Annotated in this window: 16 protein-coding genes; 8 read left to right on the plus strand and 8 right to left on the minus strand. The window is 69.3% G+C overall.

The features are described from left to right. The first annotated feature begins 8 nt into the window (after positions 1-8). Positions 9-1,181, plus strand: a complete 1,173-nt coding sequence (locus ACXVUM_RS14695) for a cystathionine gamma-synthase (RefSeq protein ID WP_458522514.1) — start codon at positions 9-11, stop codon at positions 1,179-1,181. Positions 1,182-1,184: 3 nt separating this feature from the next. On the opposite strand, the gene ACXVUM_RS14700 is transcribed toward ACXVUM_RS14695, so the two are convergent. Next, a complete protein-coding gene (locus ACXVUM_RS14700) occupies positions 1,185-1,385 on the minus strand; it encodes a hypothetical protein (protein WP_458522515.1) in 201 nt (66 codons plus the stop codon). Between the two features lie 137 nt (positions 1,386-1,522). Here ACXVUM_RS14700 and ilvA point away from each other — a divergent pair, with 137 nt between their 5' ends. After that, positions 1,523-2,668 carry a threonine ammonia-lyase gene (gene ilvA, locus ACXVUM_RS14705; protein WP_458522884.1) on the plus strand — a complete coding sequence of 382 codons (1,146 nt, stop codon included), beginning with the start codon at positions 1,523-1,525 and terminating at the stop codon, positions 2,666-2,668. 78 nt (positions 2,669-2,746) lie between these two features. Here ilvA and greA read toward each other — a convergent pair whose 3' ends face one another. The 3 genes from greA to ACXVUM_RS14720 form a co-directional block, all read right to left on the minus strand. Next, positions 2,747-3,241 (minus strand): transcription elongation factor GreA, encoded by a 495-nt coding sequence (gene greA / locus ACXVUM_RS14710; protein WP_458522516.1) that lies wholly within the window; start codon positions 3,239-3,241, stop codon positions 2,747-2,749. A 151-nt stretch (positions 3,242-3,392) separates the two neighbouring features. Further along, entirely contained in the window at positions 3,393-4,181 is a 789-nt protein-coding gene (locus ACXVUM_RS14715; RefSeq protein ID WP_458522517.1) for a queuosine precursor transporter, read from the minus strand. A 59-nt stretch (positions 4,182-4,240) separates the two neighbouring features. Further along, positions 4,241-4,699: a DUF4307 domain-containing protein gene (locus ACXVUM_RS14720; RefSeq protein ID WP_458522518.1), complete on the minus strand. Its 459-nt coding sequence runs from the start codon at positions 4,697-4,699 to the stop codon at positions 4,241-4,243. A 166-nt stretch (positions 4,700-4,865) separates the two neighbouring features. Here ACXVUM_RS14720 and mca point away from each other — a divergent pair, with 166 nt between their 5' ends. Together mca and ACXVUM_RS14730 are read left to right on the plus strand one after the other, a co-directional pair. Then, positions 4,866-5,738, plus strand: coding sequence for a mycothiol conjugate amidase Mca (gene mca, locus ACXVUM_RS14725; protein ID WP_458522885.1), 873 nt, complete (start codon positions 4,866-4,868; stop codon positions 5,736-5,738). Further along, a complete protein-coding gene (locus ACXVUM_RS14730; protein WP_458522519.1) occupies positions 5,735-6,061 on the plus strand; it encodes a hypothetical protein in 327 nt (108 codons plus the stop codon). Before mca ends, ACXVUM_RS14730 begins: the two co-directional genes overlap by 4 nt. A gap of 87 nt (positions 6,062-6,148) precedes the next feature. On the opposite strand, the gene praA is transcribed toward ACXVUM_RS14730, so the two are convergent. Continuing rightward, on the minus strand, positions 6,149-6,655 hold the full coding sequence (praA, locus tag ACXVUM_RS14735) for an alkane oxidation protein activator PraA (RefSeq protein WP_458522520.1): 507 nt from the start codon (positions 6,653-6,655) through the stop codon (positions 6,149-6,151). 372 nt (positions 6,656-7,027) lie between these two features. Between praA and ACXVUM_RS14740 the strand changes: the two genes are divergently transcribed. Then, positions 7,028-8,110 carry a 3-deoxy-7-phosphoheptulonate synthase gene (locus tag ACXVUM_RS14740; RefSeq protein WP_458522521.1) on the plus strand — a complete coding sequence of 361 codons (1,083 nt, stop codon included), beginning with the start codon at positions 7,028-7,030 and terminating at the stop codon, positions 8,108-8,110. A 35-nt stretch (positions 8,111-8,145) separates the two neighbouring features. On the opposite strand, the gene ACXVUM_RS14745 is transcribed toward ACXVUM_RS14740, so the two are convergent. Beyond that, on the minus strand, positions 8,146-9,417 hold the full coding sequence (locus ACXVUM_RS14745; RefSeq protein ID WP_458522522.1) for an HNH endonuclease: 1,272 nt from the start codon (positions 9,415-9,417) through the stop codon (positions 8,146-8,148). Between the two features lie 122 nt (positions 9,418-9,539). After that, positions 9,540-10,172 carry a PAQR family membrane homeostasis protein TrhA gene (trhA, locus tag ACXVUM_RS14750; protein WP_458522886.1) on the minus strand — a complete coding sequence of 211 codons (633 nt, stop codon included), beginning with the start codon at positions 10,170-10,172 and terminating at the stop codon, positions 9,540-9,542. Between the two features lie 194 nt (positions 10,173-10,366). Here trhA and ACXVUM_RS14755 point away from each other — a divergent pair, with 194 nt between their 5' ends. Continuing rightward, complete coding sequence (locus ACXVUM_RS14755) at positions 10,367-11,149, plus strand: isoprenyl transferase (protein ID WP_458522523.1); 783 nt, start codon at positions 10,367-10,369, stop codon at positions 11,147-11,149. Between the two features lie 27 nt (positions 11,150-11,176). Here ACXVUM_RS14755 and coaA read toward each other — a convergent pair whose 3' ends face one another. Further along, positions 11,177-12,109: a type I pantothenate kinase gene (gene coaA / locus ACXVUM_RS14760; RefSeq protein ID WP_458522524.1), complete on the minus strand. Its 933-nt coding sequence runs from the start codon at positions 12,107-12,109 to the stop codon at positions 11,177-11,179. A 108-nt stretch (positions 12,110-12,217) separates the two neighbouring features. On the opposite strand from coaA, the gene ACXVUM_RS14765 reads away from it, so the two are divergent. Next, complete coding sequence (locus ACXVUM_RS14765; protein WP_458522525.1) at positions 12,218-13,420, plus strand: DUF885 domain-containing protein; 1,203 nt, start codon at positions 12,218-12,220, stop codon at positions 13,418-13,420. Between the two features lie 24 nt (positions 13,421-13,444). Further along, positions 13,445-14,755, plus strand: a complete 1,311-nt coding sequence (gene glyA / locus ACXVUM_RS14770) for a serine hydroxymethyltransferase (protein ID WP_458522526.1) — start codon at positions 13,445-13,447, stop codon at positions 14,753-14,755. Positions 14,756-14,801: the final 46 nt, after the last annotated feature.

Genomic DNA, 14,801 nt, shown 5'->3' on the forward strand with positions numbered 1-14,801 from the left:
CTGGGCGCATGTCTGAACAGCGCAGTCGGGCCGACGCGGGTCGGTGGCAGGGGTTCGGTACCAAGGCGATCCACGCCGGTTACGAACCCGATCCGCTCACCGGTGCGGTCAACCCGCCCATCTACGCGAGCTCCACGTTCGCGCAGGACGGCGTGGGCGGGCTGCGTGGCGGGTTCGAGTACGCCCGGACCGGCAACCCGACCCGACAGGCGCTCGAGGGCAACCTCGCCGGCATCGAGGGCGGTGCGTACGCGCGGGCGTTCTCGTCCGGGATGGCCGCGACCGACGCGCTCCTGCGGGCGACGCTGCGGCCCGGGGACCATCTCGTCATCCCGAACGACGCCTACGGCGGGACCTTCCGCCTGATCGACAAGGTGTTCACGCAGTGGGGCATCACGTATTCGGTGGCGCCGGTGTCCGACGTCGACGCCGTCCGCGCGGCCATCACGCCGGCGACGAAGCTCGTGTGGGTGGAGACACCCACCAACCCGCTGCTCAACGTCGGTGACATCGAGGCGCTGTCGGGTGTCGCGCACGAGGGCGGGGCGCGTCTGGTCGTCGACAACACCTTCGCCTCGCCGTACCTGCAGCAGCCGCTCGCGCTCGGCGCCGACGTCGCGTTGCACTCGACGACGAAATACCTCGGTGGTCACTCCGACGTCGTCGGGGGCGCGCTCGTGACCGACGACGAGTCCCTCGATGCGGACCTCGCGTTCCTGCAGAACGGCGCCGGCGCGGTGCCCGGCCCGTTCGACGCCTACCTGACGATGCGCGGGATCAAGACGCTCGCGGTGCGGATGGACCGTCACAGCGACAACGCCGAGAAGATCGTCGAGTTCCTGTCCGGCCACCCGAAGATCGAGGCGGTGCTCTACCCGGGCGTCGAGTCGCACCCCGGGCACGCCGTGGCAGCTCGGCAGATGCGTCGGTTCGGCGGCATGATCTCCGTCCTGGTGTCGGGCGGTCCCGCTGCGGCGCAGGAGTTCTGCGCGCGCACCGAGGTGTTCACGCTCGCCGAGTCGTTGGGCGGGATCGAGTCGCTCATCGAGCACCCGGCCGCGATGACGCACGCGTCGACCGCCGGCTCCCTGCTCGAGGTGCCCGCGAACCTCGTCCGACTGTCGGTCGGGATCGAGGACGTCGCCGATCTCGTCGGCGACCTCGAGAGCGCGTTGGGCTGAACCTCAGGCCGCGAGCGCGACGGAGTCGCGTGCGGGCGCGGTCGCGACGACGGTGGCCCGCGGCGCGCCGAACCCGCGCACGGCCTCCATCAGGAGCAGGAGGTCGTCGCCCTCGACGACGACATGGTGGCCCCTGCGCAGCAGTTCCTGGGCGACCTCGACGTCGGTGGCGTCGGTGACGGTGAGCGTTGCTGTGATGGTCATGTCTGTAGTCCACCGCCGGGATCTAAGGGATCTCTGGCGGCACCGACAGGATTCGATCGCAGTTCGGCGATAGCGTCGAGGGTGTGAACATCACCCCCGCACAGATCGAGCACGCGGTCGCGACGCTGTCGCCGGTCATGAGACGGACCCCGATGGTGGCCTCGCGGGCGCTGTCGGACATGTGCGGCGGCGACGTGTGGCTCAAATGCGAGAACCTGCAACGGACGGGCTCGTTCAAACCGCGGGGCGCGTACGTGCGGATCGCGGGGCTGTCCGCCGAGGAGCGCGCACGGGGTGTGGTCGCGGCGAGCGCGGGCAACCACGCGCAGGGCGTGGCGTGGTCGGCGAGCACGCTCGGCATCCCAGCCCGCGTCTACATGCCCACCGGCGCATCTCTGCCGAAGGTGTCGGCGACGCGTGCGTACGGCGCCGAGGTGGTGCTGTCCGGGGCGATCATCGACGAGAGCCTCGTCGAGGCACGACGATTCGCCGACGAGACCGGTGCCGTCCTCATCCACCCGTTCGATCACGAGGACATCGTCGCCGGGCAGGCGACGGTCGGCGTCGAGGTCCTCGAGCAGATGCCCGACGTGACGACGGTGGTGGTGCCGCTCGGCGGTGGCGGACTGCTGGCCGGGGTGGCCGCGGCGATCAAGGTCACCCGTCCCGACGTGCGCGTGATCGGGGTGCAGGCGGAGGCCGCCGCCGCGTGGCCGGGGTCGATCGCGGCCGGCAAGCCCGTGCGCGCGGAGTCGATGAACACCATGGCCGACGGCATCGCGGTCGCCATGCCCGGCGACGTCACCTTCACCCATGTCGAGTCCCTCGTCGATGAGATCCTCACCGTGGGAGAGGATCTCATCAGTCGTGCGGTGCTGCTCATGCTCGAGCGCGCCAAGCTCCTCGTGGAACCCGCGGGTGCGGTCGCCGTCGCAGCGCTGATGGCCCCGGACGCGCCGGCGTTGTCCGGGAAGGTGTGCGTCGTGCTCTCCGGCGGGAATGTCGACCCGTTGCTGCTGTCGCACCTCACCACCCACGGTCTGCAGGCCGCGGGCCGCTACCTCACGGTGTCCGTCACGGTTCCCGACAGGCCGGGTGGCCTGGCGCAGTTGCTGGAGACGCTGCGCGACACCGAGGCCAGCGTCGTCGACGTCATCCACTCCCGTGTCTCGGGGGAGCTGCGCCTCGGCGAGGTGCAGGTGACGGTCAGTCTCGAGACGCGCGGACCCGAGCACCAGACCGAGGTACGCGCCGCCCTCGCCGCGGCGGGATACGTCGACTGATCAGCGCCGGGCGACCGCGTCTCCCACAGACGACGACAGCCCGCGTCGAATGACGCGGGCTGTCGAGGACCGGATGGATCAGGAGTGGTAGGGCTCCGCGCTGACCAGCGTCACCTTGATGACCGCGCCGGACGGCACGGTGTACTCACGGGTGTCGCCGACCTTGGCGTCGATGAGCGCCGCCCCCAGCGGAGAGCTGGGGGAGTAGGTCTCGAGTTTGCCGTCGCCGGAACCCTCTTCGCGCGTCGCGATGAGGAACGTCTCGGTGTCGGACTCGTCGCCGTCGTAGTAGACCTTGACGACCGAACCCGGAAGCGCCACCCCCGACTGCGTCGGGGCCTCGCCGACCTTCGCGTTGTTGAGCAACTCCTGCAGCTGGCGGATCCGTGCCTCCTGCTGCCCCTGCTCCTCGCGCGCCGCGTGGTAGCCGCCGTTCTCCTTGAGGTCGCCCTCTTCGCGACGCTCGTTGATCTCGGCGGCGATGACGGGTCGGTTCGCGATGAGGGAGTCCAACTCGTTCTTCAGCCGATCGTGGGACTCCTGGGTCAGCCACGTCACCTGGGTGTCGGTCATCGTCTCGCTCCTCGCCATGATTTCGTGCCCGCGTCGGGCCGCAGTGCCGCTGCGTAGCACCTGCTGAATGCAGCAACACGGCCCCTCTCGGAGCCGTGCATCGTTCGATACTACCCCATGTGTACGAATTGGCCGATGCGTTTTGTGCTGGTCACTGCTCCGGTCGACGTGCGGCGAGTGCTTCCTGGTAGCTCGGTTCGGCCGTCTTCAGCCGCGCGACGACGGCATACGTGATCGGCATGACCGCCACCTCGACGAGGGTTTTCCACACGAACCCGACGACGGTGTAGTTGACGAAGTCCTGCCACGTCGAGATCCCCAGAGCCGATGCCGCGATCGAGCAGAACACCAGGGTGTCGGCGAACTCGCCGACGACGGTCGAGCTGATCAGCCGGGCCCACAAGCGGCGTTCGCCGCTGCGGGCCTTCATCCGCACCATGACGTAGGAGTTGAGGAACTCGCCGACGAGATACCCCGACAACCCGGCGAGCAGGAACTGCGGGACCACGCCGGCGACGGTGCGGAACGCCTCCTGGCCGTCGTAGAAGTCCGCGGCCGGCAGTTCGATGGTGATCCAGAAACACAGCGACGCCAGCAGCAGGACGCCGAACCCGGAGAAGATCACGCGACGCATCGCGCGGAAGCCGTAGACCTCGCTGATCACGTCGCCGAGGACGTAGGCCAGCGGGAACAGGTAGAAGGCGCCGTCGGTGACGAGGCCGTGCACCGACAGGGGTCCCAGGTCGAACGACAGGGACGGGAAGAGCGTGACGCCCTTCGTGCCGGTGATGTTGCTGATGATCATCACGCCGACGAACAGCGCGACGAGGGTGGGGAAGTAGGGGCTGGAGAGGCTGGCGAAGGCCGGACCCACCGGGCGCGTGGCCCGCTGACTGTCGTCGGTGTGTGGGACCGGCCGCCCAGACTTGGCGGTGGTCATGGCAGGCGATTATGCCGCTCGCGGCGCGATCGGCACCGATCTGGGCTGCAGCGGCCCGACTACCCGCCGCTCGCGGTGAGGTACGGCGGCACCGTGGTGCTGCACCCGAACACTTCACCGATCGCCGGCGGACCGGTCGTCCGCACGCGGGACTCCACCGCGGTCTGTTGCGAGTCGCCCGGTGGGATCAGCACCTCACGTCGGCCCGTCTCCGCACCGTCGCGCGACCGCGCCCGGACGACGCAGGCGACCGCGCGTCCCGGATCGTTGCGGGTCACCGTGAAGCTCACGTCGACAGTCGAGCTGTCGACGATGTTGTAGCCGGTGCCCTCTCCGGCCACCGGCGGGTCGGCGAAGCGGCTGTAGCCGACCCAGGCGATCCCGACGCCCGCGATCACCACGAGCACCGACAGGCCGATCAACCACTGCCGACGCCGCTTCGGCGACCGTCCGGTGGGGTAGCGCCCCGCAGGCGTCTGCTGCGCACCTGTGGCAGAGGGGTCCGGACCGATGGTCATGCATCAGATGTAGCACGCGACCCTGTGTTCGACCTCGTCGCAGACGACCCGGCATCCGCCTCTGCGCGCCCTGCGGTCGGCGGTGGTCGCCGACGGTGGGAGAATGGTCCGCGTCGAGAACGAGAGCGCGAGAAGTGGAGCTGTGCTGGTGAGTGGCCTTCGATTGATGGCGGTGCACGCCCACCCCGATGACGAGGCGAGCAAGGGTGCCGCCACGATGGCCCGATACGCGGCCGAGGGCAACGAGGTGATGGTCGTCACGCTGACCGGTGGCGAGCGTGGCGACATCCTGAACCCCGCGATGGACCTGCCGGGGATCAAGGACAACATCGTCGAGGTCCGGCGCGAGGAGATGGCCAAGGCCGTCGCCGCGCTCGGGGTCTCGCACCGATGGTTGGGATACGTCGATTCGGGTCTGCCGGAAGGTGATCCGCTGCCCCCGCTGCCCGAGGGCTGCTTCGCCCTGGTCCCCCTCGAGGAGTCGACCGGGAAACTGGTCGAGGTCGTCCGCGAGTTCCGGCCGCACGTGATGATCACCTATGACGAGCGGGGCGGGTATCCGCATCCCGACCACATCCGCTGCCACGAGGTGTCGATGGCCGCCTTCGAGGCCGCCGCCGACCCGTCGGCGTACCCCGAGGCGGGCGAGCCCTGGGCCGTGTCGAAGATCTACTACACCCACGGGTTCATCCGGGACCGGATGATCCTGTTCTCCGACGAGTTCGCCAAGCACGGGCAGGAGAGCCCGTTCGCGGAATGGCTCGCGAACTGGGACCCCAGCCGTGGGGATCTCATGGGCCGCGTGACCACCCAGATCACCAGCGGTGAGTACTTCCCGCAGCGGGACGAGGCGCTGCGCGCACACGCCACCCAGATCGACCCGAACGGCATGTTCTTCGCCGTGCCGCTGGAGTGGCAGCAGCGGCTGTGGCCGACCGACGAGTTCGAGCTGGCGCGCACCCGCGTCAAGACGTCCATCCCGGAGACCGACCTGTTCACCGGGATCGACGCCGACGAACCCGACGAGGTGTCGGCGTGACCACCGCAGGTCTGCTGGTCTCGTCGCCGGTCGTCGAGGTACTCGCCCGCGACGCCGACGGCCCCGAGTTCGGCAAGGCCAGTCCGCTCGGACTGCTCATCGTCCTGGTGTTGTTGGTCGCGACCGTCTTCCTCATCCGCTCGATGAGCCGGCATCTGCGCAAGCTCCCCGCGAGTTTCAACCGCGACGATCCCGCGCTCGACCAGGCTGCCGACGAGGGCACGGATGCCTCCGCGGTCGACGTACCCGGGCCGCCGTCGACTGGAGACGATCCGGCCGTCGGTCCGGACGCGCCGCCGAGGCGTCCGCCGCACACCGAGTGACCTGCACCCGTCACGCCACACGGCCCCGCCGCGGAGATCCGCGACGGGGCCGTGTGCGTGGGGTGGATCGTCAGGACGGTGTGGTCGTCAGGACAGCGTGAAGGCGGGGTCGGGCTTCACCGACAGGTTGTTGATGGTGCAGTTGCCCGACAGCGGCTGGTCGGTGGACGACAGCGTGTTGGTCATGTTGTCGAACGAACCGGACAGCGTTGCCGGACCGCAGTTGCTGGACAGCACCGAGAAGGCGACGTTCGAGACGGTGCCGGTCGTCGCGCTGGTGGGGGTCAGCGTCCACGGCAGGTTCTGGATCTTCGGCACCGTGCACAGGAAGTTGCTGCCGCTGACCTTGGCGTCGGTGATGGTGGCGGCCGAGCCGTCGGCGTTGACCGATCCGGAGAACACGATGTTGCACGTGACCGGGACGTTGAACGATGCCGGCGTGGTCACCGTGATGGTTCCCGGGGCGCTGAACGCGGTGTTCGCGGGGGAGATGGTCGCGGCGTCGGCGAGGCCGGCTCCGAGGGTCACGCCGACGACGGCGGCCGCTGCGGCGAGCGAACCGATGGTGGTGCGAGTGCGCGTGTGCATGGTCATCTCAGACAGTCCTCCAGGACTCGGGGTGGGACGAAGGGCCGTGATGTCGGTCACTTCCGGAACGGAACGTTAGGCTCACGAACTGGCCGAGATGTCGGCTTCGATCACTGCTGTGAGAACCCACAATTCGACTTCGCAAAGAATGGACGTTCATCGCCTCTGCTAGCCTTGCGGCGTGATCACCACCGGCTGCGCCTATCGCTGGCGCTTTATCGAGGCTCCGGGTGGAGCCGACGATGGAGCGTCCCCCCGGACGTAGCCGCGACACCTCCCCCGGAGCCCCGAGAGCAGTGACCATCTGGTCGCTGCTCTTTCTGTCATCAGGGCGCCGGATGCAGTCGCGACGTGTGCCCTCTCTCGAAAGGCACACGCATGACCGTCATCTCGGACAGATCCCCGCTCACCGACACCCGTGTCCGGCGCATCCGCGCCCTGCCGGGGCCTCGTGAGCTAATCGACGAGCTGCCACTGGGGCCCACCTCGGCCGATCGGGTCCGGGGCCATCGCGAGCAGATCGCCGACGTCCTCGCCGGCCGCGACGACCGGATGCTCGTGGTCGTCGGGCCGTGCTCCGTGCACGACCCGGTGGCCGCGCTCGATTACGCCGACCGACTCGCGGCAACCGCCGGCGACCTCGCCGACGACCTGCTCGTCGTGATGCGCGTCTACTTCGAGAAGCCCCGCACCACCGTCGGGTGGAAGGGCCTCATCAACGACCCGGACATGGACGGAAGTCACGACATCCCGCGTGGTCTGCGGGTCGCGCGGTCGCTGCTGCTCGACATCGTCGAGCGCGGTCTGCCGATCGGGTGCGAGTTCCTCGAGCCCACCAGTCCGCAATACATCGCCGACACCGTCTCCTGGGGCGCCATCGGCGCCCGGACCACCGAGTCGCAGGTCCACCGGCAGCTCGCGTCCGGCCTGTCGATGCCGATCGGGTTCAAGAACGGCACCGACGGCGACCTGCAGGCCGCCGTCGACGGTGTCCGCGCCGCGGCCGGATCGCACACGTTCTTCGGGGTCGACGGGGACGGCCGCGCCGCGGTGGTCGAGACCGCGGGCAACGAGGACTGCCACGTCATCCTGCGGGGCGGCCGCAATGGGGTGAACTCCGACGCCGGTTCGGTCGCGGCGGCGAGTGCGGCCTGTAGCACCGCTGGGATCACCGACCGCGTGATGGTCGACTGCTCCCACGCGAACTCGGGCAAGGACCACCGCCGTCAGCCGATCGTCGCGGCCGACGTCGCCGCACAGGTCGCCGGTGGAAGCCGGGCGATCGCCGGGGTGATGCTCGAGAGCTTCCTCGTCGAGGGTGCGCAGTCGCCGTCCGCGCGCCCACTCGTCTACGGCCGGTCGGTGACCGACGCGTGCATGGATTTCGACACCACCGTCGACGTGCTCGGTGACCTCGCCGCCGCGCAGCGCGCAGGGCGGTCCCGCCGCGCGACCACATAGGCACCCGCCGGACCTAAAACCACCCTGTCCGCGGCTCAGGCAGCCGTGTCGTCCGGCCGCGCGGGTGCGCGGGATCGGTGTTCGTGTCCGGTGGGTGTGCGGACGAGGGCTTCGTGGTGGCCGTGGTCGTCGAGGTTGGTGGTGACCTGCCAGCCGGGGTTCTCTTTCTGCCGGTTGTGGGTGCGGCATTCCCCGAGGCCGTTGAGGGCGTCCGTGGCGCCGCCGTCGTGGTGGGGGTGGGCGTGGTCGATCTCGGCGATCGGGGCGTCGCAGTACGGGATCCGACACGACACGTCGCGGCGGGTCAGGAATCGGCGTAGGCCTGTCGGGAACAGGCGCGCCCGGGATTCCATCGCGACCAGCGCGCCAATCTTCGGTGCGGCGAACAACCTGCGCAGAGTGACTGTCGTGTCGTGGTCGAGGGCGTCGGCGATCAGATCCCGCGCGGTGGCGGCGGGGATCGGGCCGTAGCCCGGAACATCCGCCGCGGCGTCACTTGCACCGGTGAGAACGTCGGCGGGTATGACGACCTCGACGGCGAGGGGCACCGCCCCGGGCACAGCCACCCCGGTGAGCCGACGCAGCAGGGTGTCGGCCATGACCTGGGCGTGGGTGCGGTCGTCGGACTGACAGATCAGATCGGCTTGCTTCTTCAGGGCGGCGTAGGCGGCGATGCCCGCGGTCATCGGCAACAACGCAGACAGTTGCACCATGGCATCGGGTTTCGGTCGCAGGCTCACCCGCCGGTCCTTCGGGGCCGAGGCGTTGCGATCGACCACGGCGTGCGGGTCACGGGAGTAGGCGATCCGCTTCGCCAACGCCTCCACCGCCCGATCACCCACACCGTCGAGCGTCTTGGGATCCGCGCACAGGGCGTCGTCGATCGCCCGACGGTCCTCCACCTGCAGGTAGCCGGTTTCGCGGACCAGGATGGTGGCCCGCCACTCCGACAGGGATCCGTCTCGGAGACGTGCGAAGGTGTTCGGCATCTCGCCCATCGCCCGGGCGAACCCCAGATACCGGCCGCCGGCGTTACCCGACACCCGCCGCGCCAACGCCACCTCCGCCGACAACCCGCGGCAGCGTCGCTCGACCGGTACCCCGCGCTCGGCCTCCGCCGCGGACCGCAACTCCTGCAGGCGCAGGGTGTCGGCGGCTTGCCCGGCGGCACACGCCGATTTGATCGACTCCATCAGCGAGATGCGGTCGACCGCCTCGGCCTCATCACCGGCGGCCGGTAGGTCGGCCAGCACAGCCATGACACCACGCAGCGCCTCACGGGCGTCGACGATGCCGGTCTGCTCCATACGCACATGTGTACACGAGGGGTCCGACAACTCTCACGGACGAAAACTGCTCGCACACTGAGCTATTCGTGATCACACCTACCCGTAACGCCGCCACGGGTACCCGTGACGTCGTATCGGACCTACGCGGCTCCCACGACCACCATCCACACGGCGATGTAGTGCACCAGCGCCGCGACGACCGTCGCGGCGTGGAAGAACTCGTGGTGGCCGAAGGTCGTCGGCCACGGGTTGGGCCACCGCGTCGCATAGAGGATCGCGCCTCCGCTGTAGAGGACACCGCCCACGGCGAGGAGAACCAGCACGGTGACGCCCGCCTCGTGGACGAGCGTCGGGGCGACGACGACGATCGTCCACCCGAGCAGAAGATAGAGGGGCACACCCAGCCATCGCGGTGCGCTCGGCCACGCCATCTTGAGGGCCACCCCGGCGAGGGCTCCGCCCCAGACGACGCCGAGCACGATCCAGCGGGTCGGTGAGGGCAGAGCGAGGACGCAGAACGGGGTGTAGCTGCCCGCGATGAACACGAAGATCATCGAGTGGTCGGCGCGCTTCATCCATGTACGGGCCGATGCGGTGCTCCAGTGCACGCGGTGGTAGGTCGCGCTGACGCCGAACACTCCGCACACCGTCACCGCGTACACGGCGCAGGCCGCGGCGGCCACGCCGCCGGCCACGATCGCCGACACGACGACCAGGACGACGCCGATCGCGATGGCCACGAACCCCGCGTAGAGGTGGATCCACCCCCGCATCCGCGGGCGCAGGTCGGCGACGATGTCCGACAACGCGTCGACGATCGGTCGCTGCGGATCTCCGGTGCCGTCGGTCGCATCCGAGGAGAGCGACATCGAGACCTCCATCCAGGTTGTACGGAGAAAACCTACGGTACCGTAGGTTCGGCGCGGGGCGGCGGCGTCCACAGAAGTCGCGAGTAGTCTCTGCTGGCGTGAAGCTGATCCCCACCGGTGTACGTGGACCCCTGTACCGGGTCTACGAGGGGCGGCTCGTCCAGCTGATGGACCGCGAGCGGCTCCCCCGGCACATCGCGATCATCTGCGACGGCAACAGGCGGTGGGCCCGCGAGGCCGGTTTCGAGGACGTCAGCCACGGGCACCGGGTGGGGGCGCAGAAGATCGCCGAGATGCTCCGCTGGTCCGCCGAACTCTCCATCGAGACGGTGACCATCTATCTGCTCTCGACCGAGAACCTCAACCGGGCGTCGGATGAACTCGACGCACTGATGGAGATCGTCCCCGACATCGTCGACGAGATCTCCGCACCGGGTGAGCGCTGGCGAGTGAAGATCGTCGGCACCCTCGACCAGCTCCCCGAACCTGTCGCACAGCGACTGAAGACCGCCGAGGAGCGCACCGCCGACCGGACCGGGCTGCACGTCAACGTCGCTGTCGGCTACGGCGGTCGCCAGGAGATCGTCGACGCGGTGCGGTCGCTGCTTGCCGACACGGTGACCGACGGCATCGATCCCCACGATCTCGTCGACGCGGTCACCGTCGACGCGATCGACGCCCACCTCTACACCCGCGGACAGCCCGATCCCGACCTCGTCATCCGGACCTCGGGGGAGCAGCGGTTGTCAGGGTTCCTGTTGTGGCAGAGCGCGTACTCCGAGATCTGGTTCACCGACGCGTACTGGCCGGAGTTCCGTCGCGTCGACTTCCTGCGGGCGTTGCGCGACTACGGTGCGCGCAGTCGTCGTTTCGGTCGCTGAGCGCCGGACGCGCCACCCGCGGGTGGATCAGATCTTGCGCAGGCGCACCCGGTTGATGGAGTGGTCGGCGTCCTTGCGCAGGACCAGCGTCGCGCGCGGGCGGGTGGGCAGGATGTTCTGCACCAGGTTCGGCAGGTTGATCCCGTGCCAGATGTCGCGCGCCGCCTCGGTCGCGTCGATGTCGTTCAGCGAGGCGTAGGCGTGGAAGTGGGAGTTGGGGTTCGCGAACGCCGTCGACCGCATCGCGAGGAACCGCTTGACGTACCAGTCCTCGATGTCCTCGATGCGGGCGTCGACGTAGACCGAGAAGTCGAACAGGTCCGACACCATCAGGCGCGGTCCGGTCTGTAGTACGTTGAGCCCCTCGAGGATCAGGATGTCGGGTTGGCGGACGTGGTGGCGCTCGCCCTTGACGATGTCGTACGAGAGATGCGAGTACACCGGGGCGCTGACGTCCCGCGCCCCCGACTTGACCTCGGTCACGAACCGCAGCAACGCCCGACGGTCGTAGGATTCGGGAAAACCCTTGCGGTGCATGATGCCTCGGCGGCGAAGCTCCCGGGTGGGGTAGAGGAAGCCGTCGGTGGTCACCAGGTCCACCCGATGATGCGCGTCCCACCGTGACAGGAGTGCCTGCAGCACACGGGCGGTCGTCGACTTGCCGACCGCGACGCTGCCCGCCACACCGATCACGAACGGCACCTGGCGTTCGGGGTTGCGTTCGCCGAGGAACGTCGACGTCGCCGCGAACAGGCGTTGGCGGGCGGCGACCTGGAGGTGGATCAGTCGCGACAGCGGGAGGTAGACGTCGGCGACCTCGGAGAGGTCGATCTGTTCACCGAGACCGCGGTAGGTGCCCAGCTCCTCCTCGTTCATCGCGAGAGGGACCGATTGGCGCAGCGTGCGCCACTGCCGACGGTCGAGCTCGATGTACGGGCTCGGTTCTGTCATCCGTGACATGTCGCCCGGATCACGAGGCCGCAGCCGGTCGGGGTGTCACGCGACATGCCGACAAGTGTCACCGATACACCGTCGCGGCGACACCCGGGGGTGGTTACCGTCGCAGTCATGCCCAGCGACGACCTCGTCACCGAGTACCTCCGTATCGGCCTCGCGTTCGACCGGCTGGAGGAGGGATTCGTCGACGCCTACACCGGCGATCCCCGGCTGCGCGCGGAGGTCGCCGAGGGCCCTCGGCCCGATCCCGTCCGGCTGCGCGACCGCATCCGGGGGTTGCGGACCGATGTCGCCGGGTCCGCATTGCCCGCCGACCGGCGGGCCTTCCTCGACGCGCATCTGGCCGCGATGGAGTGCTCGGCGCGGCACTTCGCGGGTGAGGAGATCGGGTTCGTCGACGAGGTGCACGCCTACTTCGACGTCGACATCGTCCTCGAGGACCCCGACGTCTACCGGGCCGCGCACGCCGAGCTGGCCGAGCTGTTGCCCGGGGCGGGCCCGCTCGCCGAGCGCTACCAGGCCCACCGCGCCTCCGACGAGATCCCCTCCGACCGCCTCGACGAGTGCGTCGCGGCGTTCACCTCGGCGCTGCGGGACCGCGTCCGCGCGAGTTTCCCGCTCCCCGACGACGAGACCGTCGAGATCGAGGTCGTGTCCGACAAGCCGTGGTCGGGGTTCAACTACTACCTCGGTGACCACCGGTCCCGGGTGGCGATCAACGGTGACCTCACCCAGTACATGTCGTCGCTGCCGCACCTCATCGCGCACGAGGCGTACCCGGGCCACCACACCGAACACTGCCGCAAGGAACAGATTCTCGTCGGCGGCGGGCAGCGGGAGCAGACCATCTTCCTGGTGAACACCCCGCAGTGCCTCATGGCGGAGGGACTGGCCGACCATGCCCTGCACGCCGCGGTGGGCGACGGGTGGGGCCGATGGGCGCAGGAGATCTACGCCGACCTGGGACTCCGGTTCGACGGCGAGCGCGCGGAGCGGATCGCGCGGGCCACCGGTGGGCTGCTGGCCGTCCGCCAGGACGCGGCGTTGCTCCTGCACGACCGGGGTGAACACGTTGACGCCGTCGCCGACCATCTGCAGCGCTGGCTGCTCGCGACGCCGGCCCGGGCTCGACAGATGCTGCGGTTCCTGTCGTCGCCGCTGTGGCGCGCCTACATCAGCACCTACGTCGAGGGCTACCGCCTGCTCGGCACCTGGCTCGACGCCGACCCGCACGGTGACTCGCTGCGTCGCTTCGGTCGACTCCTCGACGAACCGCTCACCCCGGCGGCGCTCAGGGCCGAACTCGCGTCCTGACGCCGTCGCCATAGACTGAGCCCCATGAGCGCTGACGACCTGACCACCGCCTCGCTGGCCGAGATCGACCCCGACGTCGCCGCCGCGATGAACGGGGAGTTGAGCCGGCAGCGCGACACCCTCGAGATGATCGCGTCGGAGAACTTCGTGCCGCGCGCGGTGCTGCAGGCGCAGGGCAGCGTGCTGACCAACAAGTACGCCGAGGGCTATCCCGGTCGGCGCTACTACGGCGGCTGCGAGTACGTCGACGTCGTCGAGGACATCGCCCGCGACCGGGCCAAGGAGCTGTTCGGCGCCGAGTTCGCCAACGTGCAGCCGCACTCCGGCGCATCGGCCAACGCGGCGGTGCTGATGACGCTGATGGAGCCGGGGGAGAAGCTGCTCGGCCTCGACCTCGCGCACGGCGGTCACCTCACCCACGGGATGCGGCTCAACTTCTCCGGCAAGCTCTACGAGACCGCCGCCTACGGGGTCAGCAAGGAAGACCACCGGATCGACATGGACGAGGTCCGGTCGATCGCGAAGGCGGAGCAGCCCAAGGTGATCGTCGCCGGGTGGTCGGCGTACCCCCGCACCCTCGACTTCGAGGCGTTCCGGTCCATCGCCGACGAGGTGGGCGCATACCTCTGGGTCGACATGGCCCACTTCGCCGGCCTCGTCGCGGCGGATCTGCACCCGTCGCCGGTACCTCACGCCGACGTGGTGTCGACCACGGTGCACAAGACGCTCGGTGGCCCCCGGTCCGGTCTGATCCTGGCCAAGAAGGAGTGGGGCAAGAAGCTGAACTCCGCGGTGTTCCCGGGTCAGCAGGGTGGGCCGCTGATGCATGCGATCGCGGCCAAGGCGGTCACCTTCAAGATCGCCATGACCGACGAGTTCCGCGATCGCCAGAAGCGCACGCTGGAGGGTGCACGCATCCTCGCCGACCGTCTCACCGGCTCCGACGTCGCGTCGTCGGGTGTCTCGGTCCTCACCGGCGGCACCGACGTGCACCTGGTTCTCGTCGACCTGCGCAACAGTGAACTCGACGGCCAGCAGGCGGAGGACCTCCTGCACCAGGTCGGCATCACCGTCAACCGCAACGCGGTGCCCTTCGACCCCCGGCCGCCGATGGTCACCTCGGGTCTGCGGATCGGCACCCCGGCGCTGGCCACCCGAGGCTTCGGCGCCGAGCAGTTCACCGAGGTCGCCGACATCATCGCCACCGCGCTCGCCGGTGGGACCGCGGCCGACGTGTCCGCGTTGCGTGGCCGGGTGTCGCGTCTCGCCCTCGACTTCCCGCTCTACGACGGCCTGGAGGACTGGGGGATGCTCAGCACCCCCGTGCGTGCCTGAGGAGGCGGCGTCCAGACGTGACATTTCCCAGAACCGGGGCGGGGGA

The sequence above is a fragment of the Williamsia sp. SKLECPSW1 genome, assembly GCF_054332755.1.

Excerpts from the sequence above, each read along its gene's own strand:
- mca (WP_458522885.1), top strand. The coding sequence starts at position 4,866 with ATGGCGGTGCACGCCCACCCCGATGACGAGGCGAGCAAGGGTGCCGCC.
- ACXVUM_RS14740 (WP_458522521.1), top strand. The coding sequence starts at position 7,028 with ATGACCGTCATCTCGGACAGATCCCCGCTCACCGACACCCGTGTCCGG.
- ACXVUM_RS14695 (WP_458522514.1), top strand. The coding sequence starts at position 9 with ATGTCTGAACAGCGCAGTCGGGCCGACGCGGGTCGGTGGCAGGGGTTC.
- ilvA (WP_458522884.1), top strand. The coding sequence starts at position 1,523 with ATGAGACGGACCCCGATGGTGGCCTCGCGGGCGCTGTCGGACATGTGC.
- glyA (WP_458522526.1), top strand. The coding sequence starts at position 13,445 with ATGAGCGCTGACGACCTGACCACCGCCTCGCTGGCCGAGATCGACCCC.
- trhA (WP_458522886.1), bottom strand. The coding sequence starts at position 10,172 with ATGCGGGGGTGGATCCACCTCTACGCGGGGTTCGTGGCCATCGCGATC.
- ACXVUM_RS14700 (WP_458522515.1), bottom strand. The coding sequence starts at position 1,385 with ATGACCATCACAGCAACGCTCACCGTCACCGACGCCACCGACGTCGAG.
- ACXVUM_RS14715 (WP_458522517.1), bottom strand. The coding sequence starts at position 4,181 with ATGACCACCGCCAAGTCTGGGCGGCCGGTCCCACACACCGACGACAGT.
- ACXVUM_RS14720 (WP_458522518.1), bottom strand. The coding sequence starts at position 4,699 with ATGACCATCGGTCCGGACCCCTCTGCCACAGGTGCGCAGCAGACGCCT.
- praA (WP_458522520.1), bottom strand. The coding sequence starts at position 6,655 with ATGACCATGCACACGCGCACTCGCACCACCATCGGTTCGCTCGCCGCA.
- ACXVUM_RS14745 (WP_458522522.1), bottom strand. The coding sequence starts at position 9,417 with ATGGAGCAGACCGGCATCGTCGACGCCCGTGAGGCGCTGCGTGGTGTC.
- ACXVUM_RS14765 (WP_458522525.1), top strand. The coding sequence starts at position 12,218 with ATGCCCAGCGACGACCTCGTCACCGAGTACCTCCGTATCGGCCTCGCG.
- greA (WP_458522516.1), bottom strand. The coding sequence starts at position 3,241 with ATGACCGACACCCAGGTGACGTGGCTGACCCAGGAGTCCCACGATCGG.
- coaA (WP_458522524.1), bottom strand. The coding sequence starts at position 12,109 with ATGTCACGGATGACAGAACCGAGCCCGTACATCGAGCTCGACCGTCGG.